This is a genomic window from Variovorax sp. P1_G12 (assembly GCF_056405555.1).
In genome coordinates this window covers 417,705-436,361 of the sequence record NZ_JBFUBW010000001.1, presented here as the reverse complement: position 1 = coordinate 436,361, position 18,657 = coordinate 417,705, and the positions used below count along the sequence as shown (strand labels likewise).

At 64.7% G+C, this 18,657-nt stretch carries 22 protein-coding genes and 1 pseudogene; 8 read left to right on the top strand and 15 right to left on the bottom strand.

The genetic code is table 11. The features are described 5' to 3' along the window. On the bottom strand, positions 1 to 1,175 hold a 1,175-nt coding region (locus AC1D2O_RS02165; protein ID WP_478156074.1), incomplete at its 3' end, for a PAS domain-containing protein. On the opposite strand from AC1D2O_RS02165, the gene AC1D2O_RS02160 reads away from it, so the two are divergent. The 3 genes from AC1D2O_RS02160 to AC1D2O_RS02150 all read left to right on the top strand — a co-directional run bounded on the left by AC1D2O_RS02160 (position 1,162) and on the right by AC1D2O_RS02150 (position 2,040). Then, a complete protein-coding gene (locus AC1D2O_RS02160) occupies positions 1,162 to 1,413 on the top strand; it encodes a hypothetical protein (protein ID WP_477650826.1) in 252 nt (83 codons plus the stop codon). The genes AC1D2O_RS02165 and AC1D2O_RS02160 overlap by 14 nt on opposite strands. Before the next feature lie 104 nt (positions 1,414 to 1,517). Continuing rightward, complete coding sequence (locus tag AC1D2O_RS02155) at positions 1,518 to 1,868, top strand: DUF1214 domain-containing protein (protein ID WP_478156073.1); 351 nt, start codon at positions 1,518 to 1,520, stop codon at positions 1,866 to 1,868. A 13-nt stretch (positions 1,869 to 1,881) separates the two neighbouring features. Beyond that, the gene (locus tag AC1D2O_RS02150; RefSeq protein WP_477650504.1) at positions 1,882 to 2,040 is read left to right on the top strand and encodes a DUF1214 domain-containing protein; all 159 of its coding nucleotides are present in this window, start codon (positions 1,882 to 1,884) and stop codon (positions 2,038 to 2,040) included. A 455-nt stretch (positions 2,041 to 2,495) separates the two neighbouring features. On the opposite strand, the gene AC1D2O_RS02145 is transcribed toward AC1D2O_RS02150, so the two are convergent. The 4 genes from AC1D2O_RS02145 to AC1D2O_RS02130 all read right to left on the bottom strand — a co-directional run bounded on the left by AC1D2O_RS02145 (position 2,496) and on the right by AC1D2O_RS02130 (position 5,782). Then, on the bottom strand, positions 2,496 to 3,629 hold the full coding sequence (locus AC1D2O_RS02145) for an IS110 family RNA-guided transposase (protein WP_477650503.1): 1,134 nt from the start codon (positions 3,627 to 3,629) through the stop codon (positions 2,496 to 2,498). 102 nt (positions 3,630 to 3,731) lie between these two features. Beyond that, the gene (locus AC1D2O_RS02140; protein WP_478156070.1) at positions 3,732 to 4,007 is read right to left on the bottom strand and encodes a hypothetical protein; all 276 of its coding nucleotides are present in this window, start codon (positions 4,005 to 4,007) and stop codon (positions 3,732 to 3,734) included. A 533-nt stretch (positions 4,008 to 4,540) separates the two neighbouring features. Then, entirely contained in the window at positions 4,541 to 4,975 is a 435-nt protein-coding gene (locus AC1D2O_RS02135; RefSeq protein WP_478156068.1) for a hypothetical protein, read from the bottom strand. Between the two features lie 102 nt (positions 4,976 to 5,077). After that, positions 5,078 to 5,782 carry an H-NS histone family protein gene (locus AC1D2O_RS02130; RefSeq protein ID WP_478156066.1) on the bottom strand — a complete coding sequence of 235 codons (705 nt, stop codon included), beginning with the start codon at positions 5,780 to 5,782 and terminating at the stop codon, positions 5,078 to 5,080. A gap of 238 nt (positions 5,783 to 6,020) precedes the next feature. Here AC1D2O_RS02130 and AC1D2O_RS02125 point away from each other — a divergent pair, with 238 nt between their 5' ends. Continuing rightward, positions 6,021 to 6,383, top strand: a complete 363-nt coding sequence (locus AC1D2O_RS02125; RefSeq protein WP_478090316.1) for a bleomycin resistance protein — start codon at positions 6,021 to 6,023, stop codon at positions 6,381 to 6,383. Between the two features lie 109 nt (positions 6,384 to 6,492). On the opposite strand, the gene AC1D2O_RS02120 is transcribed toward AC1D2O_RS02125, so the two are convergent. From AC1D2O_RS02120 to AC1D2O_RS02110, 3 genes and pseudogenes are all read right to left on the bottom strand, one after another. Beyond that, positions 6,493 to 6,957: a hypothetical protein gene (locus AC1D2O_RS02120; RefSeq protein WP_478090328.1), complete on the bottom strand. Its 465-nt coding sequence runs from the start codon at positions 6,955 to 6,957 to the stop codon at positions 6,493 to 6,495. Between the two features lie 496 nt (positions 6,958 to 7,453). Beyond that, positions 7,454 to 7,843 (bottom strand): annotated as a pseudogene (locus AC1D2O_RS02115) (type IV secretory system conjugative DNA transfer family protein); the annotation flags it as partial. A 173-nt stretch (positions 7,844 to 8,016) separates the two neighbouring features. After that, positions 8,017 to 8,574: a helix-turn-helix domain-containing protein gene (locus tag AC1D2O_RS02110; protein WP_478090324.1), complete on the bottom strand. Its 558-nt coding sequence runs from the start codon at positions 8,572 to 8,574 to the stop codon at positions 8,017 to 8,019. A 379-nt stretch (positions 8,575 to 8,953) separates the two neighbouring features. On the opposite strand from AC1D2O_RS02110, the gene AC1D2O_RS02105 reads away from it, so the two are divergent. Beyond that, positions 8,954 to 9,196 carry a helix-turn-helix domain-containing protein gene (locus tag AC1D2O_RS02105; RefSeq protein ID WP_478090317.1) on the top strand — a complete coding sequence of 81 codons (243 nt, stop codon included), beginning with the start codon at positions 8,954 to 8,956 and terminating at the stop codon, positions 9,194 to 9,196. Between the two features lie 78 nt (positions 9,197 to 9,274). On the opposite strand, the gene AC1D2O_RS02100 is transcribed toward AC1D2O_RS02105, so the two are convergent. Next, positions 9,275 to 9,478, bottom strand: a complete 204-nt coding sequence (locus AC1D2O_RS02100) for a hypothetical protein (protein WP_478090318.1) — start codon at positions 9,476 to 9,478, stop codon at positions 9,275 to 9,277. On the opposite strand from AC1D2O_RS02100, the gene pabB reads away from it, so the two are divergent. Continuing rightward, positions 9,477 to 11,621: an aminodeoxychorismate synthase component I gene (gene pabB, locus AC1D2O_RS02095; RefSeq protein ID WP_478090319.1), complete on the top strand. Its 2,145-nt coding sequence runs from the start codon at positions 9,477 to 9,479 to the stop codon at positions 11,619 to 11,621. The genes AC1D2O_RS02100 and pabB overlap by 2 nt on opposite strands. Continuing rightward, positions 11,621 to 12,499 carry a DMT family transporter gene (locus tag AC1D2O_RS02090; RefSeq protein ID WP_478090325.1) on the top strand — a complete coding sequence of 293 codons (879 nt, stop codon included), beginning with the start codon at positions 11,621 to 11,623 and terminating at the stop codon, positions 12,497 to 12,499. Before pabB ends, AC1D2O_RS02090 begins: the two co-directional genes overlap by 1 nt. A 73-nt stretch (positions 12,500 to 12,572) precedes the next feature. Here AC1D2O_RS02090 and AC1D2O_RS02085 read toward each other — a convergent pair whose 3' ends face one another. The 4 genes from AC1D2O_RS02085 to AC1D2O_RS02070 all read right to left on the bottom strand — a co-directional run bounded on the left by AC1D2O_RS02085 (position 12,573) and on the right by AC1D2O_RS02070 (position 15,535). Then, the gene (locus AC1D2O_RS02085) at positions 12,573 to 13,175 is read right to left on the bottom strand and encodes a hypothetical protein (RefSeq protein WP_478090320.1); all 603 of its coding nucleotides are present in this window, start codon (positions 13,173 to 13,175) and stop codon (positions 12,573 to 12,575) included. Between the two features lie 84 nt (positions 13,176 to 13,259). After that, entirely contained in the window at positions 13,260 to 13,841 is a 582-nt protein-coding gene (locus tag AC1D2O_RS02080; RefSeq protein WP_478090326.1) for a helix-turn-helix domain-containing protein, read from the bottom strand. Between the two features lie 171 nt (positions 13,842 to 14,012). Beyond that, entirely contained in the window at positions 14,013 to 14,375 is a 363-nt protein-coding gene (locus AC1D2O_RS02075) for a chorismate mutase family protein (protein ID WP_478090321.1), read from the bottom strand. Further along, a complete protein-coding gene (locus AC1D2O_RS02070) occupies positions 14,372 to 15,535 on the bottom strand; it encodes a Bug family tripartite tricarboxylate transporter substrate binding protein (RefSeq protein ID WP_478090322.1) in 1,164 nt (387 codons plus the stop codon). Before AC1D2O_RS02070 ends, AC1D2O_RS02075 begins: the two co-directional genes overlap by 4 nt. 382 nt (positions 15,536 to 15,917) lie before the next feature. Here AC1D2O_RS02070 and AC1D2O_RS02065 point away from each other — a divergent pair, with 382 nt between their 5' ends. Further along, positions 15,918 to 16,583 (top strand): acyl-homoserine-lactone synthase, encoded by a 666-nt coding sequence (locus AC1D2O_RS02065; protein WP_478090323.1) that lies wholly within the window; start codon positions 15,918 to 15,920, stop codon positions 16,581 to 16,583. Here AC1D2O_RS02065 and AC1D2O_RS02060 read toward each other — a convergent pair. Next, positions 16,572 to 17,303 (bottom strand): LuxR family transcriptional regulator, encoded by a 732-nt coding sequence (locus tag AC1D2O_RS02060; RefSeq protein WP_478156065.1) that lies wholly within the window; start codon positions 17,301 to 17,303, stop codon positions 16,572 to 16,574. The genes AC1D2O_RS02065 and AC1D2O_RS02060 overlap by 12 nt on opposite strands. Positions 17,304 to 17,385: 82 nt before the next feature. Beyond that, positions 17,386 to 18,306 carry a LysR family transcriptional regulator gene (locus AC1D2O_RS02055; protein ID WP_478156063.1) on the bottom strand — a complete coding sequence of 307 codons (921 nt, stop codon included), beginning with the start codon at positions 18,304 to 18,306 and terminating at the stop codon, positions 17,386 to 17,388. Between the last annotated feature and the right edge of the window lie 351 nt (positions 18,307 to 18,657).

Here is an 18,657-nt window from a genome sequence, read left to right as displayed (position 1 = left end):
TCGTGGGCCAGAGCGGCCGCCAACTGACCCATCACGGACAAGCGGCCTGCGTGAGCGATCTCATGCCGCAGGCGCAACATTTCCTGCTCGGCTTCCTTGCGGGCGGTGATGTCGCTGCAGGCACCCCGACTGCGGACAGCGCGCTGGCGTTCGAACTCGAATTGTCCTTGCGCCGAGATCCACCGTGTGCTGCCATCGGAAACAAAAACGCGAAACTCCGTCTGAAAGTGGCCAATCCTGCCCCCTCCCGCCTCGGAGAAAGCCAGGCGAACCATGCGGCGGTCGTCGACATGCACCTTCGATAGCAACGACTCCAGATCCATCGGCTCGTTCCGCGAAAAGTCGAACAGCTGCCGGGTCCTCGGGCTCGCCCAGAAGGTGCCGCACGCGGTATCGCGCGTCCAGAGGCCCAGGTTCGCGGCCTGCATGGCGAGCGTCATGCGCTCCTCGCCTTCGCGCAATTCGTGCAGCAGTCTCGCCGCGCGATGCACGTTGCGACTCAGTTCATAGGCCATCGCCAACACAATGCCCAATGAGAACAAGCTGACCGTGGTCGGCGCCTCGACAAAGCCCCAGAACACCACCACCGCCTGCGCCACACCACCCAGGGCGAAGAAGCAGGCCGTGCCGCCGATGGTGAGCGCTGCGGCCCTGTCACCGCGGCGCCAGGCCGAAATGCTGGCATCCAGGACAAAAATCGCGAGCAGGCCAGTCGCCAACTGGCCGACCAGCATCCACGGATTGGGGGTCCCGATGGCGATCGAGACGTTCTCGCCCAGGAACGGAATGGAGCGCAACGCCGAGATCTCTTTGTAGTTCAGTGACTGACCGGTCAGGAAGTTGGGCAACAACGAGGCGGTCCGAAGTACGACGACTGTCCACCCCAACCAGGCGCGACCGCTTTTGAGATAGCTGCGCACGAAGCCGACCAGCGACACGTTGATGAGCCAGATCCCTACCTGTCCTGTGCGATGGGCGAGGGCAAATTCATCCGGTCCCTGCGCTTTCATGGCGACGAGTTCGCCGAAGGCAACCGCAGCGGTCGCCACCGCCAAGGCCGAAAAGAACAAACTCGGCCAGGCTGTCCGATCCTTCACCCACAGGGGCAAATTCACGGCGGCCAGCATGAGGCACGCGGACCCGACCATGGCCCAGACAATGGTGACCCAACTCATCAAAACTCCATTCGGTGACCAAGCCCGATTCTCGCCGGGGTCGAGTGGCGTGATTTGGGAGGAACCCAAGTCATTGCCAAACCTGGCGCACCTGGCCCTCCTGCGGGCCATCGGTCTCAAGACGGTCTGGGTTCAGGACATGGAACTCTTCGGCTGGCGGCGCTTCGCCGATCGGCGCGATCTCGCCGGTTGCCTGGGTCTAGAACCCGCGCCTATGGCTGCGGCGCATCAAGATTGAGCAAGGCATCAGCGAGGCAGGCAGCAAGCGAGCCCGCGCGTCACTGGTGGAGCTCGCCCGGGGCTGTCTGCGCGTGCAGCTCGACAACGCGTTGACGCAGTGGTTTGACCGTCAGTGTCAACGTGGCGCTGTTGAGCTTCCCGACGACCGGCTATCGAAAGCTCGACTCGTGCTCGGCCTTCTTCTACGGCGTCACCGGAATCACGCCGGCGATGGCGATGCGGCTGCCGGACATCGGATCGACCTATCTGTGGACCATGGTGGACGCCCAGGGGGACTACATCGACGGCGCCAAGACCTACAAGGTCACGCTGCCGAAGGGTATTCCGGCCGCGAAGTTCTGGTCGTTCACGCTGTACGACACGATGACCCGATCGATGCTCGACACGCCGCAGGGCTACCCGCGCGCCGGCAGCCAAAGCTATCCCATCGCCGGCCGCCGAGCCGAACGCTGACGGTTCGACGACGGTGTACTTTGGACCCCGGCAACCCGAGGGCGTGAAGCGCGGCAACTGGATTCGGACGACCCCCGGCAAGGGCTTCATCCCGGCGCTGCGCCTATACAGCCCACTCGAGCCATTTTTCTCCAAGCAGTGGCGTCCGACCGAGGTCGAGCGGGTTAACTGAACGAACGCAAGGCGATGCGCCTTTTGGGGCTGTTTGTGGTGGCGCTGACGTTAGTTATGTACCTGTTCAGGCCTCAGTAAACGCACGTCGGGTACGATTTCGCGCTGCGGTTTGAAGGGCCGCTTTGGAGCGGCGAGGTATTTCATGATGGCCTCTGCGTTTGCACTGAGTCTACGGGCCGGGCTTGGCTCGTGAGATGCACCAAGGGCCAAGGTCGGGGCGTGACGAGCGTTCGAGCCACTGCTCGGACGAGCTTCTATCCGTGCACGGTGTGAATGCCGTGCACCTCATGCAGCATGCGCGCAAAGCGCAATGGCAAACCCCAGTTACCGATGCGCCCCTTCTTTTTGGTCGGTCACCGTGTGGTGACCCGCCGACTTTCCGGGCGCGTCGACCTTTGACCATCAATGTGCTCCTTGCTTAGCCGTGTGGGAGGTGGAGTTACTCGTGTTGCTTCACGCGCCGGCCGGCTTGAGCATCGCTCCGACCGGAATTTCCCCATGTTCGAGGTAGCGCCACAGCGCGATGGCCAGGCGCCGTGCCAGCGCCACGATGCCTACGCGCCGCATGCGCTTGCCACTGCCGGCGAAGCGCCGGTTGAACCACTGGGTCAACGCGCTGTCGGGCTGCAGACGCAGCCAGCCCCAGGCGAGTTCGACCAGCAACGCCCGGGCTCGCTTGTTGCCTGCCTTGCTGATGCCCTGCTCAATCTTGCTGCCGCCGCTGTCATAGGGCGTGGGCACCAGACCCAGGCAGCCGGCGAGTTCACGCCGGTTGGCGAAGTGCCGCCAACCGAAGAGCTCCTTGTCCAGCACCCAGGCTGTCTTGAGACCGATGGCCCGCAGTTGAGTCAGGTGCGCTACCACCGGCTGCTTGCCAGTTTCGACCTCCCGGCGTCGTTCAGCTTCCAGCGCCTTCACCTGCCGCTTGACCAGCGACAGACGTGCGCTCTCGCGTTCGATTTCGGCACGCAATATAGGTGGCACTTGCTCGCGATGGCGCTCCCACCAGTTTGCCCAATCGCGCCCGCCGATGACGGCGTTCGGGCGCAGGTTGTGCAGCACGAGCAGCGAGCCGATGCGGTTCATGTGTGCCGTGCGCTCCGTCGTCAGCCGGGCGAGCTCGCGATGCGTGCGGCGCGCGTCTTCGTCCTCGGGCGTCGGTTCGCGCAACACCGACCAGACGCGTTCGCCACCGTGGTGGCGCAGCAGCATCGCCAGCAGCTTGTCACCGTCCAGACGGTCGGTCTTGGCCCGCCTGGCACGTCGGTTCACCTCGATGCTGGCGGCGTCGACCACGATGTTGTCGACACCTTGCTGAGCCAGCCAGTGGTGCAACCACCAGCCGTCGCGACCTGCCTCGTAACAGGAATGCGCCTTGAACCGAGGACCGAGCTTGCAGCGCTCTGCAGCCTTGCAGATGCAATCGGCGACCGCTGTCGTGTCGCCCGCGTCCACGTTGTAGCGGCTCGGCCCGCGGCAGCCATCGCTGGCCGTCACCTTCCACTTCTTGTTGCCCAACTCGAAGCTGATGTACAACTCGCCCGCCTGCGCCGTATCCTTGCCTGGTAGGACTGTCTGGGTCGTCATTTCCGTCTCCTTGCGTAGAGGTTGGAAATCCCGTTGTAGCTAAACGGGGCTGACTCGGGTAGTCCTACATAGCATCTTCTGGCCGCATTCTTCCCTCGAAGGTCATCCACAACGCAAGGCGAATTGCCGGTCCCTCGCGCGCCTGCGCTGGTCCTTGAGGCGGTCCTGTTCAAAGGCAGGCTGAGGCTGGCGAGCAGCCGCGTCAATCGAGGCAATCAACGCATTGAGCTGCGCGCACTCCGTAGAGGAGCTGTCGACGTTCATCGCCACCCGGCGCTCATGCTCGAAGACGGATTGGGCGATGGCGCTGTTCCGGCGCATCGACGCCTGCCTGGCAGCTTGAGGCATCCCCTCGGCCAGGTTGGCATCAGGCGCCACGGACACCTCGCCAGTCCGTGTGCCAGCCGGGCAAGGTCCGTCTGAATAGGTTGCGGCGCCCGCAGGCGATATGCATTTCGCGAATCGCTGTACGCGCGACGACGGCCCAGGCTCCAGCTCACGCTCTTCGTACCTTGGTGCCGGCGAAGCATTCACCGCTGGGGGCGTGGCTGGCGCGACTTGCCGCCCCTTGGGATATCGCAGGGGGTCTGAATCTCGCCAACCGTTAAACGCCACGAACGCCGCGAGTGCGGCCGCGGCCGCCGCAAGCAGGAACAACATTCGATTGGATGGCCGCGACGGTCGCAGCCCGTTTTCCCAAGCCGTCATCGGCGTGTGGGACTGATTCGACCAGGGGTCGCGGGAGTCTTCCTTGTGCATGCCGTTCAAATGTCCGCCATCGGCGAGCCGCTGGGAGTTCCGATATTGCATGGATGCTCCACGCATTCGTGAACTTGTTCACGTTTGCAGGACGCCAGATTGAACGTCGCAACTCAATCAGGCCCAGTCAGTGAGCATCTGCTTGTGGCCGTTCACAGCTCAACGGCAATTCCTTGAAACTTCAAGGCGGCCACGAAGTTCGCGCGCATCTGGGCCTGCTTCTCGAGCGAGTTGGTTAGACGGAGGTTGTCCCAGTGCGCGAAGGCGCCTCGCTCGATGCCGACAGACTGCCCCCCGCCATAGAAGCCATCCTCTACGTAGACTGTCACAACCTGCGAGCCCTCGCGGTAGGCGATGGAGAAACGGTCGATGCTCTGGACCTCAAAGCCATCGCTGCTCCTCACCCCTTGTTTGCCTATCCAAGTGAACATCTGGGTTTCCTTCTCGAAGGTCAGCTCATGGCCGACTGTGGCCGGTCGCTGGCTCAGGGCTTCGGGCTCGGAGCGGACATGATGACATCCAGAAGGCGGATGCTCGAGTCGTCGCGTTTGCTCACGGGAGCGAATCTCCGCAAATTCGCGCTCCAACCCTAGCTCGGCGCCATGAATCTCGAAGCTCCACCAAGAGCAAACGGGCCGCAGAGCGGCCCGTTTGTGTGTCCCATCGGCCGAAGCAGGCCAATGGTGTTATCAGCTCGCGGATGCAGCCGTCTCCGGCGTGGCGGAGGTCAACACAGGCGCCACAGCGTTCGTGGACGTGCGCGCGCTGCGGGTCTTGGCGGCAGCTTGCGACTTAGTGGCGGCGGCCTTCTTGGTGGTCTTCGCAGCAGCCTTTGCAGTCTTGGAGGCGTCAGCTGCCTTCTTTGCCGGTGCGGCCTTCTTCGCGACCGGCTTTTCAGCCTGAGTTTCGGGAGCTGTGACAGAAGCGGGAGCAACCTTCTTGGCGCGACGCGACGTCTTCACCGGTGCTGCAACTGCGCGGGCCTTACGGGTGGCCCTTTTCGCCACTGCAGCGACAGGCGCCACGGCCTTTTCGACCGAAGGTTCTGCGACGACGCCAGATTGGTCGATGCGAAACTTGTCACGGTTGCGAACCGTGGCAATCCATCCGGGAGCTTTGCCGAAGCCCGTCCAGGTCTTGCCCGTCTTGGGGTGTCGGTACTTGGGAACGCCTGCGCCCTTGCGCACTGCTTTGCCATCGCCGAGGGCTTTGCCGGCGACTACTTTCAATGCTTTGGCGCCTCGGCCAAAGAGGTGTTCGACGGTCAGGCCAAACGTGGCAATCGACTCCTTGATTTGCGCAACCACCTTTTTCGTCTCAGTTTCACGAAGCGCAGCCGCTTCCCTTTCGAGTTTGGCGATGGCGGATTTGAGTTGCGCGTAGGACTTCGTCATTGAGTCTGGAACCTTTGAAAGTGAGGGAGTTCGTCGCCTAGCGTCATGAACGTTGGCGACAAAGGCGTCTGAATTTTGATGAATCGATGGAAAGACGTCTTCTCTTCAAATGCACGCCGGCCCGGATTTTATTCCTGCGTCGGCGTCCCCGGGCCCGATACCGAGGTAAGACCTTCCCAAGAGCTGACGCTCAGACCCGCCCCTGCACAATGGCTTCCTCAAGGAAACCGAAATCGCAATGAATCAAGCAAGCTTCGGCAAGGCAATACCCGTCCTCGCTTCACTCGATATGGAGCGCACTCTCGATTTCTACGGGAATGTCCTTGGTTTCCGGACTCAGCACTTTGAGGGATTTTCGTACGGCATGGCGGTGCGCGGCGACACGGAGCTGCACTTCTGGGCCTGCAACGATAAGCACATCGCCGAGAACACCTCGTGCTACATCCGCGTGGAGGACATCGAGGCCGTGCATCGTGAGCTCAGTCCGAAGCTACCCTCGCTGCAGGCCGTGGTTCGCACGGCATGGGGCATGGATGAACTCTATGTCATGGACCCGGACGGCAACCTCATCAAGTTCGGGCAGGAGTCGTCGGCGCGGTAGTGCATGGCACGACCGAATTGGGGTCGGGCATCAAATTGGATGCCCACCAGGAATGTCCGCTCCTGGCGACTTCAGTCCTGGACCTCGGAATGCCTCGCGCAAGAGCGAACTAGTTCTTGAAAACCGGGCATGGAAAACTTCTGGCTTCTCGCGTCAAAACCACTTGGTCGCGTGTTGCGCAGCCTTCCATGGTGAGTAGGACGCCAGTCGATTTGCAGGTTCCGGACGCGGATGTGAAGGACCCATCCGCATCGATGAAAACAAGACCCCATGCCCCGTCATCGGGTTCGCCAACGGCAGGGTACTTTCGACCGTACTTCTCCGGATAGAAGTCCCCCGCATACCCGTGAGCATCGCAGACCATCTCCCAATCTCCAGGCATTTGCGCCCCTAGGTCCAAGCGCTCACCTACCTTCTGCTCAGAGAGTCGCCCGAGAAAGCGGTACTCGGAAACCGAGTTTGGTCGCCCCAAACCGTGCCAGGTCGCGGCGAAAAAGACGAGGCCAGAGAACACCAGCATCAGGATAGTTCGGACAGGTGAAATGACTTCCTCGAAATTTTTTCGCAACGTCACCGAAGGTCCTTTTGAAAGTCTGGTTCTGGTCGCATTCTGCCTTTGCTCACCTACCCCCGGCTTGGCTGAGCCTCTCCCGAATCTGCTTCGCCGCTTCGCTCGCGGTGAAGAGCGCGGAATCAATGACAAGGCGGCTTGTTGTCCATGCCTCGTATTCATGATGAAGGACCGCCTCCCAGGTTGGCGGCGTGAAATCCTGAATATCAGCTTTCCGCCCCTCAACCCGCCGGCGGTGTTCGGTCCGGTCAGAGCAAACGATTTCGACCTCGAGCACGTCAGTGGACGTGCTGGCAGCCACAGCCCGCCAGTGCCCGGCGTTGCGCTCTCCAGATCGGGCCCTCTGAAGCGCGCCGTGCGCAGGAAGGAGCCGTCCTTGTTGAGAACGACGCCCGGGGCGACGATGCCCGCCCATGGCAGCCAGTCGGCCAGCAGGGCTGGGCGTCGGCGATATTCCGCGAGATTGAGCATTGAGCGACTCCTCAGACGTCAAGAAGGGATAGTTGCGCTGCGCGCGCTGCTCGGTGGCCGTGCCCAATGCCTCCGAGATCCGCTTGGCGGTGCGTTCGTCGTTGGTCGCGAACGCCACGCGCACATGGCAGTTGTCCAGGATCGAGTGGTTCTGTCCGTAGGACTTGTTGATCTGGTTGAGGGATTGCGCGATCAGGAACGCCCGCAGGCCATAACCCGCCATGAAGGCCAGTGCGGACTCGAAGAAGTCGAGCCACCCGAGCGCCGGGAACTCGTCGAGCATCAGGAGCATCTTGTGGCGTCGCGCGATGCCGTCGCTTCCGTCCAGGGACTCCGTCAGTCGCCGCCCGATCTGATTGAGGATCAGGCGCACGAGCGGCTTGGTGCGACTGATGTCCGAGGGTGGAACGACCAGGTACCCAAGCAGGTGAATTGCTCAGCGCGCAGGCGGCACCATGACCATGACCTCGAGCAAGCGCGACGGACTTGAACGCCCGGGCGCGACGTAGCGCCGCGGCATGCGCTGCCGGCGCCTCCTCGGCCCGAGCGCGGCGCAGGGCCGCCCACGGCTAGCCGCAACAACCCGGCGTCTCAGTTCCGCGTGGTGACGCTCACCATGAGGTAGCTCACGGGCTCCTCGAGGATCCGCTCGACGCCGTGGGGCGCACTGGTGTCGAACAAGAGCGAATCTCCCTGGCCGATCTCCAGCGCCTGGCCGCCATGGCGATAGCGGATGCGACCCGACAGGATGTGGATGAACTCCCGCCCGGGGTGCAGGAACTCGACGAAGGGTCGCGCACCCGGCTTCAGGCGGACGACGTAGGGTTCGGCCAGCAGGTTGCCGGACAGCGAGTGGCCGAGCAGCTCGTAGCGGAACCCTGCGGTCGCGCCGAGCCGATCCACCACGATGCCTCGTCCGGCGGGCACGAATGACAGCTCGGGCCGGGCGTTCTGATGACAGAAGAAGCGTGACGGCGGGACCTCCAGTGACTCTGCCAACTGATGCAGGGTGTCGATGGAGGGCGACACCAGCCCGCGCTCGATGCGCGAGAGCATGGACCGCGAGAGCCCGCAACGCCGAGCCAACTCACCGCCCGAGGTCCCATGGGCGATCCGGAGGTTGCGCACCTCCTCGCCCAGACGATGCAGGGCCTCGCTCTTCGCGGGTGGCCCTGCACGAAGAGGCACCCGCGCGAGCGAGGCGGGCAATCGGGGCTTTCGCGCGCTCGGCAGCGGCGATGGCGCAGCGCGCGCGCGCATCACCGGCCTCGCTCTGCGACCATCGCGGCTGCCGCGTGCACGGCAGCCGCCGCACACGGCCACCCGGTGCTTTCACGCACCCCGGGCCGCTGTGCCTTCGTCGACCGCTTGCCCGCGAGCGGGCCGCGGCCGACGCGGCCACGCGCACGGGGCGGAGCGACGACGAAGAAGAACACAATAAAGTCCATTCTGGCTTTTTTCTCTCGAACGATCATACACAACAATAGTCCGAAATGGGTTTTTTATGATTCTTGGAGAGCATGTGTGCGTGCTTGTTCCCATCCACCACCGCCGCTACGAGATTCTGCGCAGACATCTGCGCAAGCTTCGGCGCCAGAGCGGTCTCACGCAGGCCGAACTCGGTGCCCGCCTGAAGATTGCTCAGTCAGCGGTATCCAAAATCGAGCGCGGCGAGCGCTACATGGACGTCCTGTTCTATCTGGACTGGTGCCGCGCGTGCATGCAGACGCCCGAGGCGTCGCTCGCCGAATTGATTCAGGCGGGCGCCTAGAGAGCGTTCCGGGTCGAGGGCACGGCATCGGCCTGCGCAGGCCCCGTCGCCTGCGCGTCCCTTCCCGTTTTTTCACCTTCACCTTTCTCGGTTTCCCTGCCGGCCGCGCCGCGTGTCCGGTTGGAACGCTTCAGCCCGCGGATCACGAAGGCGCCGGGTCACCCTCTCGGCATTCCGCGCGCCGATCTCGCGCACCGAACGAACCCACCCGTTCTGGTAGTTGGACAGATCCATCCGCCGCTTCACCATCGAAGCCCTCAGGACACCGGCGAGGTTTTCCATGCACACCCTGCTGATCGACAACCACGATTCCTTCACCTACAACCTGCACCAGTACCTGGCGGCCGCCAACGGCCGCGAGCCCATCGTCCTACGCAACGACGAGCTGCCATGGGCCGAGGTCCAGGCCATGGAGTTCGAGAACATCGTGATCTCGCCCGGGCCCGGGCGGCCGCAGCGGGCCAGCGATCTGGGGATCTCCGGCGACGCGCTGCGCTTCTCGGATGTCCCCATCCTGGGTGTGTGCCTGGGCCATCAGGCCATGGCCCACTTCTCGGGGGCGACCGTGGACCTGGCCATCCGCCCGATGCACGGGCGCCTGGACAAGGTCTCGCATGTGGACTGCGAGCTCTTCCGCGGCATTCCCTCACCCTTCGAGGCAGTGCGCTATCACTCGCTCGCGGCCAGCCACCTTCCCTCCGACATGGAGGAGTTGGCGTGGACGCCGGACGGCACGCTCATGGCCCTGCGACACCTTCATCGACCCTGGTGGGGCGTGCAGTTCCATCCCGAGTCGATCTGCACGGAGTTCGGCGCCCGGCTCTTGGCCAACTTCCGGGACCTCACGCAGGAATGGCATGCGCGGCACGCATCCCGTGCGGGCCTTCCGGGCCGCGGCTCGGCCCAGGCCGCGCGGAAGAGCCCCAAAGGGCCTCGCTTCAGCGTCCACATCCATCGCCTGCAGAACTTTCCCGAGCCCGAAGCGGTGTTCTCGGCCTGCTTCGCGGACGCCCATGACGCCTTCTGGCTCGACAGCAGCGCCCCCGACGGCCAGCGAGGACGCTTCTCGTACATGGGGGATGCCCGCGGCCCTGCTGCGCAGGTCGTGACCTATCGCTCGGCCGAGCAGGAGCTCCACGTCCAGGGACCCGCCCCGGACCACCTGCTTGCCGCCGGGGCGAGCAGCGCCCCGGGCAGCATCTTCGACTTCCTCCAGGAGCGCCTCGCCCAGTGCGCGGTCCCCGCGGGCGAGTGGCCCTTCGAATTCATCGGCGGCTACGTCGGCTATCTCGGCTACGAGCTGCGCGGTGAACTGCAAGGCCAGCCCACGCCCGACGCGTCCACCCCCGACGCGCTCTGGATCTTCGCGGACCGTCTGGTGGCCTTTGACCATTTGAACCAGGACGCATGGATCCTGTGTCTCGACCAGGGCGCCTTGTCCAAGGCGAATATGGAATGGATGCACGGACTCGCCGAGCGGCTGGATACGCTTGATCTCGCCGCGCCCATCCTGCGCGAAGCGGGTGCCGAGGCACTCGAGCCCATGGCATGGCGCATACCGCTGCCGCAATACCGTGCGCTCATCGAGCGCTGCCAGGATGAGATCCTCCAGGGCGAGACGTACGAGGCCTGTCTCACGAACCAGCTTGTCGGCGCCGGCGGGATCGACGACTGGAACGTCTATCGCGTGCTGCGCCGGAACAACCCGGCCCCCTACGCCGCCTACCTCAAGTCGGGACCCCTTGCCGTCCTCTGCGCCTCGCCGGAGCTCTTCCTGGATCTCGCGGCCGACGGCACCCTCGAATCCAAGCCGATCAAGGGAACCATCGGCCGCGGCGCGACACCCGAGCAGGACGCACGCAACAGCCGCTTTCTGCTCGAGGACGAGAAGACCCGGGCAGAGAACCTCATGATCGTCGATCTGCTGCGCAACGACCTGGCGCGCGTGTGCGAGGTCGGCAGCGTCCACGTCCCGCTGCTCTTTCACGTCGAGTCCTTCGAGACCGTGCACCAGCTCGTGAGCACCATCCGCGGACAACTGCACCGCGACAAGTCGATCATCGATGCACTGCGCGCAACCTTCCCGGGCGGGTCCATGACAGGTGCGCCGAAGATTCGAACCATGCGGATCCTCGACGCCCTCGAAGGCGCCCCGCGTGGCGTCTACGCCGGAAGCCTGGGCTTCCTGTCCCTGGATGGCCAGGCGAAGCTCAACATCGTCATCCGCACCATCGTAAGCGACGGAGAGAAGGTCTCCATCGGATCGGGTGGAGCAATCGTGGCGATGTCGGATCCCGACGCCGAAGTGGACGAAATCGTGCTCAAGGCCAGGGCGCAGTACGAAACGCTTCGCGCCTGCGGTGCCGCGTCCTTGGACGGGCCGCCCGCATCGAAGGCGCAAGACGACGCGGACAGCGGCGCGTGATGGCCTCCGCCGAGGAGAACCGGCATGGCATCGGTCTCATGCTGCTCGCCATGGCCTGCTATGTGCTGAACGACGCCTTCATCAAGCTGGCGGCGGCTCGCTACGGAGCCGGACAGATCCTGCTGCTGCGCGGACTGCTCGCGTCGCTGATGCTTCTGGCGGTCGTTGCGCGTGCCCGGCTGCATCACGCCTGGCGCAGGACGCTTCGGCCCATCGTCGCGCTTCGCGCATTGCTCGAGATCACGACGGCGGCAACCTCCGTCGCCGCGCTGTCGCGCATGTCGCTCTCCACGGTGACCTCGATCATGATGATCGCTCCCCTGATCGTTGCCGCCGTGAGCATGGCGACGGGACTCGAGCCCAGAAGGATGGATCGTGTCCTGGCGGCGACCGCCGGCTTTGTCGGAGTCCTGATAGTCCTGCGACCCTCTTCCGCGGTTGACCTCCCAGGGCTCACGTTGGCCCTCGCCTGCGCGGCCTCTCTGGCGGGCCGCGAACTCGTCAATCGCGCCATTCCGCTCGATGTTCCCTCGCTGCTGGTCGCCACCGTCACCACCCTGGCGGTGACCCTTGCGGGCGCCGCCATGGCCACCCTGGAAGTCCGTGCGCCCACGGACCCGCAGACGCTCACCTGGATGGTCGGGGCTGCGGTCTTCACGGCTGTCGGAAACAGTGCCGTCGTGGCCGCCAGCCGGCGCGCTGACCTGTCCGTCGTCGCGCCGTTCCGCTTCAGCAACATCATCTGGGCCCTCGTGCTGGGATTCGCGGTCTGGAACGAAGTGCCGGACTGGCACGCCGTCGTCGGCATTGCGCTGGTCGCCGGCTCCGGCGTCTACGTCCTGCGCTCCACGCGGCGAGCGCCAGGGGCCGGTCGGTGATCCCATGCCATCGCCGGGGGTCCGCGCCCGAATCATCCCGGCTGCGCACAACCTGCGCACAACCTGCGATGCGTCAGCCCGTCGGCTCATCCGTGGCAAGGAGGCGCGACACGGGACTGGACGTCCAGACCACGGTCTCGCCACCATCCACGGCCGTGCGCCCGAAGAGCACCCACGCGTCACAGATCGATCCGATGGGAACGACGACCTCCAAGGCCTGCGGATGTGCCTCGGCGAACGAAGCGAAGCCGATGCCTGCCGCATGGCGTCGCGCCAGCAGGCCCAGGCTCACGGCCATGACCGTCGGCTCGATCACCACCCGAGACCAGGGCGACAGGTCCGCGTAGTAGCGAGTCGCCGCTTGGACTGCCACACAATCCGGGACCCCGACCGGATCCTTCTGACGCATGAGGGCCATGGGACGACTTTGGGAAATGAAGGCGTCCACCACGAAGAGTTCCTCACGATAGAGGCCTGTCACTTCACCCAGATCAGGATGCGCCGCGCACTGAAGCATGAAATCCGCTTCACCGGCGACGACCTGCCGGGCTCCCACATGAAAGTCGTCCACCAGGCCGATGCGGGCGCGGTCGCCGAGGCCATGGGCATCCAGATAGCGACGCAGGACGAAATCGTGGTTGCTGCCTCTCGGACCCAGGGTGACAAAGGATGGCATGGTTCTGTCTCGGAGGTGGTGGAAGGTGAAAGGTGAATGGACGGGTGGATGACGAGATCAGGCTTGCGCCGGCCGATGGTGCGTCTAGTCTCGCATCGTGAAGACGACGCAGAGGTAGGCGACCGGCGCCTCCTCAATGCTGTCCACGCCGTGGAGCGCCATGGCGTCGAAGAGCAGAGAGTCCCCCTTCTTCAGCGTGACCACCCGGTCGCCGTATCGGTATCGAACGCGTCCGCCGATCCAGTGGAGGAGCTTGATCCCCGGATGCTGAAAGCTGGTGTACGGCATGGCTGCGGGGAGGAGCCGGACGAGGTAGGGCTCCACGAAGAGATTCCCCGACAGCACATGGCCCAGCAGTTCGTAGCGATACCCGGCCACGGCGCCCACCCGGTCGACCACGATGCCTCGGCCTGCCGGGACGAAGGAATAGTCCGCTCGTTGCGCCTGGTCGGAAAACATCCGGGCAAGCGGCACATGGAGTCCTTCTGCGATCCGCTCGAGCGTGTCCACTGTGGCTCGCACCAGGCCGCGCTCGATCCGCGAGAGCATCGAGCGCGAGATGCCGCTGCGGCGGGCCAGCTCTCCGCCCGAGACGCCCGCTGCGATGCGAAGCGCGCGCACCTGCTCTCCGAGCCGTCGCGCGGTTTCACTGCGCGGCGTCGCCACGGTGCTGCGGGGACGGCTGAGCGCTTCCGGGATCCGGATCTTCCGGGCCGTCGGAAAGGGCGATGCGACGAGATGCTTTTTCACAGGCTCACGCAGCGCGCGGCCCCGCAAGCATTCCTGGCGGAATGCGTCGGCGAGGACCCGCGCGAAGATCGATGCAGAAGGTCCCGGTCAGGCAGAGCGAACGGCCTGCGGCATGGCCGCTTCCGAGGCGATGATCTCGTCCTCGAGGCGGCAGGTCTCCGCGATGATCAGCTCGTAGAGCTGATGCAGGAAGGTGGGATTCAACGCGTGGCTGGCGGCGAAATCGGCGGCGCGGCGCTGAACGATCCCGATGCGATGCGGTGCCATCATGGGCACCGCGTGCACCTTCTTGTGGTGCCCGATCCGGGCGCAGCAGGCCAGTCGCTCGAAGAGCACGTCCAGCAGCCTCGCATCGATCGCATCGAGTTGCGCGCGCAAGGAGGCGAGATTGGCTTCCTGCGCCGCAGCAGCAGACGACGCCCCATCATGGCCCGGCTTTGGCTCGCTCATTCCAGCCTCACGCCTTGGCTGACGATGATCTTGCCGAGCAGTGCAGTGTCTGCCTTGATTCGCGCGGCCAGGACATCTGCGGGCGCACCGACCGCCTCGTACCCGTCCAGGTGCAGGCGCTGGCGCACCTCGGGCGTGCGCGTGATCTCCCCGATCAGCTTCGACAACCGGTCGATGATGGGTTGGGGCATGGTGGCGGGCCCGGCGGCCGCCGTCCAGATCTCCAGCTGGAAGTTCTCGACACCGGCCTCGCCCAGCGTCGGGTAGTCGGGCACCAAAGGGCTGCGCGCCAGCGAGGTCACGCCGATGGCGCGCAACCTGCCAGCCTTGATCTGCTCCGCCGCCAGACCCGGGGGCAGCAGGGATATCTGGAGCTGGCCGCCAATGAGTCCACCGATGACCTGCGGGTTGCCCATATAGGGCACGTGCACCGGGGCGATGCCGGTGCGGGACTTCAGGAGCTCCATGCCCAGGTGGCCCACCGTGCCGATGCCCGGCGAGCCATAGCTCCAGCGACTGCCTGCGGCCTTCGCTGCGGCGAGAAAGGTCCGTCCGTCGGTGCCAGGAGCGTCCATCGGGGCCGCCAGGACCAGCGGCGCCACGCAGATGAGGCTGATGGGCGCCAGATCCTTCAAGGGGTCATAGGGCGTCGCAGGGTTGATCATCTTGGCAATGGTCATGTTGCCGTTGATCAGCATCCCGATGGTGTGCTGATCGGTGGACTTGGCCACGATGTCCGCCGCGATGTTTCCGCTCGCGCCAGGTCGATTGTCGACAATGACCGGCTGACCGAGCGCTTTGGACAAGGGGTCCGCAATGGCCCGGGCAACGAGGTCGGGAGACGATCCACCGCCGAACCCGACGACGATGCGTATCGGCTTCGTCGGCCACTTGGGCGTCTCGCTGGCAGCGCCTTGAGCGAAGGCCCCCTGGGCGCCGAGGCCGATCACCAGGGCGGCCGCGTAGATGGCCCCTTTGAACGGCCGTGGCGCGGCGGGTGCATCCGGAGAAACATTCCGCCCTCGCCCGCCCTCCAGCCGCAGGCCTCGAATGAAGAGACGGGAGAGCCACCGCGACGAGAGCGTCACGGCCTGCGTGCTGCGCCTCTTGCGCACACTGCGATCCTGCGGATCAAGGAAGACGGGCGTGTTGTTCGGCATTGATCACCTCTAAGAAAGAAGCGCCAAGTTTTCCCCGATGGTCTCCAAGTCTCAACGCTTGCTCATTGCGTCACGGCGCGCCATCCATCGCGCCGCGCCGGACCGACCGTCGCAGGCCTCATTTCATTCGGGGAACGGGGCAAAGGGGCACCCGGACATCGCAAGCCGTGTTGCACGGCAGGCTCGTTGCGCAATGGCAAAGGTCCGAGGCGACCGGGCATTCCTCGGCCCGGGTCGATGAAAACCGACTTGTTCAACCCGACGCGCGAACCGGCGGCGTCGGCGCATCGCCGAACGAGGCCGCAACCCGCGCATCCCGCAGTTGCAATCTCACCTGATCGGGTAGTGGCATCCGCCTCGCGACCGGGCTGCAATAGCACCCATGCAGTCGCCCGAACAACGCATCGAATACCTCGCAGGAACACCTGCACAACTGGCGCCGCTCGTCGTGGCGAGCGTCGCGCGCTACCGTCACCAGGTCTTCGTGGAGCGGCTTGGCTGGTCGCTTGCGACCTTCGAAGGCCTGGAGTTCGACCAGTTCGATCGTTCGGACACGGTCTACATCGCAGCCCGGAATCCGGATGGCGCGCTGGTAGGGGTGGCTCGACTGCTTCCGACGCACCGGCCTTACCTGCTGGCAGACGTCTTCCCTCAGCTGATGGGTTCGCAGCCGCTTCCGCGCAGCGCCGAGATCTGGGAGCTCTCCCGATTCGCCGCGATGGATCTGTTGTCGGAGCTCTCACCCTCGCGCCAGGCCTTCTCTTCGCCGGTCGCGGTCGGGCTCCTTCAGGCTGCGCTCGACCTCGCCGCTGGCTGTGGCGCGCGTCGTCTCATTACCGTCTCGCCGCGTGGTGTGGAGCGACTTCTCCGTCGCGCCGGCTTCGCAGCCCGGGCTGCAGCGCCGGTTCAAGTGATCGATGGCCACGCGCTCGTCCCTTGCTGGATCGAGACTCGGCAGAGCCGCGAATGTGCGCGATCCTCCGCAAGCCGCAAGGGTCGCCCCGCGTTGCCCCCGCCCGCGGCGGCGCACACGTCGTCAGCGTGTTGAACGCATCGCGCGCGACGACCGCAACGGTCGGGTCATCAGGAGAGCGACGGCGCCGGCCTTGGTCGCTGCGCCGAGTTTGGGAAGCGCGCGCTTGAGGTGGTAGTTCACGGTATTGACGGACAACCGAAGGATCTCGGCGATCTCCGGTGACGTTTTCCCATCGGCCGTCCAGCGAAGGATCTCCTCTTCCCGCCGGGTCAACTCCGCAGCAGGCCACTCCGAAGTCAGCAGCGCTGCGGACATCGCCAGATGCGCGACGTGAACCAGCATTCGAAGCGACGGCTCGCGCGTGCGCAGTTCCGCGGCCGTGATCGTTTCATGGGAGCGGGAGAGCGACAACATTCCACCCGTACCGATGGCATCGAAGCAGGATTGGGACCACCCCACCTCGAGTCCGAAGGAGCGTGCTTCATCCCACAACTGCGGCGCGCTGCGAAAGAGTCCATCCGTCCACATCACCGGCTCGACCCGTCGCGCCCCGTGCGCGACCACCGGGTCGATGTTCAGATAGGACGCGCTGGCGTAGCGCTGTTGCCAGCGCAGATCGTAGTTGTTCAACAGGACGAAGCGAGGTTGCGAAAGCGGCAGGCCGCGCCGCAGACCGTATGCGCAACCCTCGAAGCCCAGCTCGCGCGCAGCGGCGGCGATTTTCGAGAAGATGACCTCTGCAGGCAGCCCTGGCGTCAGCGCTTCGCGAAATTCCGCGATCCGATCGTTCATGGAATCTCCTCCTTCAACTGCGCAAGCGCACCCAGGCTTTCGCCTTCGGCGGCGTTCGCCACCTCCGGCGTCTCAAGGGGAGTCATGACTCTGCGCCTCGCTCATTGGGTCGAGGTCCGCCGGCAGGCTCAGACGAAAGGGCGTGGTCGACGAATCGAAGCACGGCGTCCGGTGAACGCACCGGCTGGCGCCTGTGCAACACGTACGTGTGAAAGCTGAATTCCTCGAGCAGCGGCACGGCCACCAGGTCGCCGCGATTGCAGGCCTGCAGATGCCCAACGTCCGCAACGCCAATGCCGGCAGCCACCCGCGTCAGGTACCCGGCCAGGGTCGTGGCCTCTTCCGTGTGGAGCCGCACGCATGCGTGAGCCCGCTGCAGTTCATCCATCTGTCGGCGCAATCCCGGCATCGCGCTGGCGTCGCACGTCACGGTGGGGTAGGCCAGGAGTTCGGCGATGGACAGTTCGCGGCGCCGCGCAAGGACATGCCCCGCGGGGAGAATCGCGCGCACGGGGTACGCCCAGGCCACACGCTGTTCGATGGCCTCGTGGTGCGGGGCCCCGAAGCAGAAGCCAACGTCCGCTTCCTCCCGGCGCAGGGCGGCCACCAACTGATCGGCGCGCAGTTCAAGCAGTTCCAGCGGGGCGTCTGGGTAGACGGACTGCCAAGTCTGCAGACAGTGCGTCATGTGCGGTTGCGCAATGCCGTCTGCGATCGCGATACGCAACGACCGGTGGTGCTGCGCCTTGGAGCGAACCGCCCGTTTGACGCGTTCAAGCCGCACGAGGAGAAGCCGCGCGTGTCCGAGCAACTCGCTGCCCGCCGGTGTGAGATGGAGCCGCCGGGGCGTGCGCACGAGCAGGCTCACGCCCAATTGATCTTCGAGATCGCGCATAGCTCGCGCCAGCGGCGTCTGGTCGATGTGGACCCGCTCGGCGGCACGGTTGAAGTTCTGCTCTTCCGCGACCGCAATGAAGTAGCGAAGGTGACGCAACTCGAGCATGGGACAGATTCGACACCCATGTCGCGACGCCACGACATGGATCCTTATATGGATGCCTCCCGGGTAGCGAGAAGAATTCGTGTCGCGTTGTGAAGAAGTCGGCGGCGTCCTTATATCCGGCCTTGATTGCGCGGCTCGCCCGGTTTCCCCGACTCGCCCGCTGGCCCCCATGCATATCCGCTGACAAGCGCCTCATCTCCGATAGCGGACTTTTCATGTCCGACGATCCATGCAGGTTTAGCTCGTCCCGGTCTGACCTGTTTCACATCACGTCACTCTTTGCTGCCTCATTACCCTTGCGAAGACTGATCCATATCCTTTCTATGGTGGTTGATGAATTGGCTGTCTTGA

What these genes read in the sequence shown, in the direction of transcription:
- AC1D2O_RS02125 (WP_478090316.1), top strand. Translation starts at nt 6,021, where the DNA reads ATGAATCAAGCAAGCTTCGGCAAGGCAATACCCGTCCTCGCTTCACTC.
- AC1D2O_RS02070 (WP_478090322.1), bottom strand. Translation starts at nt 15,535, where the DNA reads ATGCCGAACAACACGCCCGTCTTCCTTGATCCGCAGGATCGCAGTGTG.
- AC1D2O_RS02065 (WP_478090323.1), top strand. Translation starts at nt 15,918, where the DNA reads ATGCAGTCGCCCGAACAACGCATCGAATACCTCGCAGGAACACCTGCA.
- AC1D2O_RS02060 (WP_478156065.1), bottom strand. Translation starts at nt 17,303, where the DNA reads ATGAACGATCGGATCGCGGAATTTCGCGAAGCGCTGACGCCAGGGCTG.
- AC1D2O_RS02055 (WP_478156063.1), bottom strand. Translation starts at nt 18,306, where the DNA reads ATGCTCGAGTTGCGTCACCTTCGCTACTTCATTGCGGTCGCGGAAGAG.
- AC1D2O_RS02100 (WP_478090318.1), bottom strand. Translation starts at nt 9,478, where the DNA reads ATGGAAAACCTCGCCGGTGTCCTGAGGGCTTCGATGGTGAAGCGGCGG.
- pabB (WP_478090319.1), top strand. Translation starts at nt 9,477, where the DNA reads ATGCACACCCTGCTGATCGACAACCACGATTCCTTCACCTACAACCTG.
- AC1D2O_RS02090 (WP_478090325.1), top strand. Translation starts at nt 11,621, where the DNA reads ATGGCCTCCGCCGAGGAGAACCGGCATGGCATCGGTCTCATGCTGCTC.
- AC1D2O_RS02145 (WP_477650503.1), bottom strand. Translation starts at nt 3,629, where the DNA reads ATGACGACCCAGACAGTCCTACCAGGCAAGGATACGGCGCAGGCGGGC.
- AC1D2O_RS02075 (WP_478090321.1), bottom strand. Translation starts at nt 14,375, where the DNA reads ATGAGCGAGCCAAAGCCGGGCCATGATGGGGCGTCGTCTGCTGCTGCG.
- AC1D2O_RS02130 (WP_478156066.1), bottom strand. Translation starts at nt 5,782, where the DNA reads ATGACGAAGTCCTACGCGCAACTCAAATCCGCCATCGCCAAACTCGAA.
- AC1D2O_RS02085 (WP_478090320.1), bottom strand. Translation starts at nt 13,175, where the DNA reads ATGCCATCCTTTGTCACCCTGGGTCCGAGAGGCAGCAACCACGATTTC.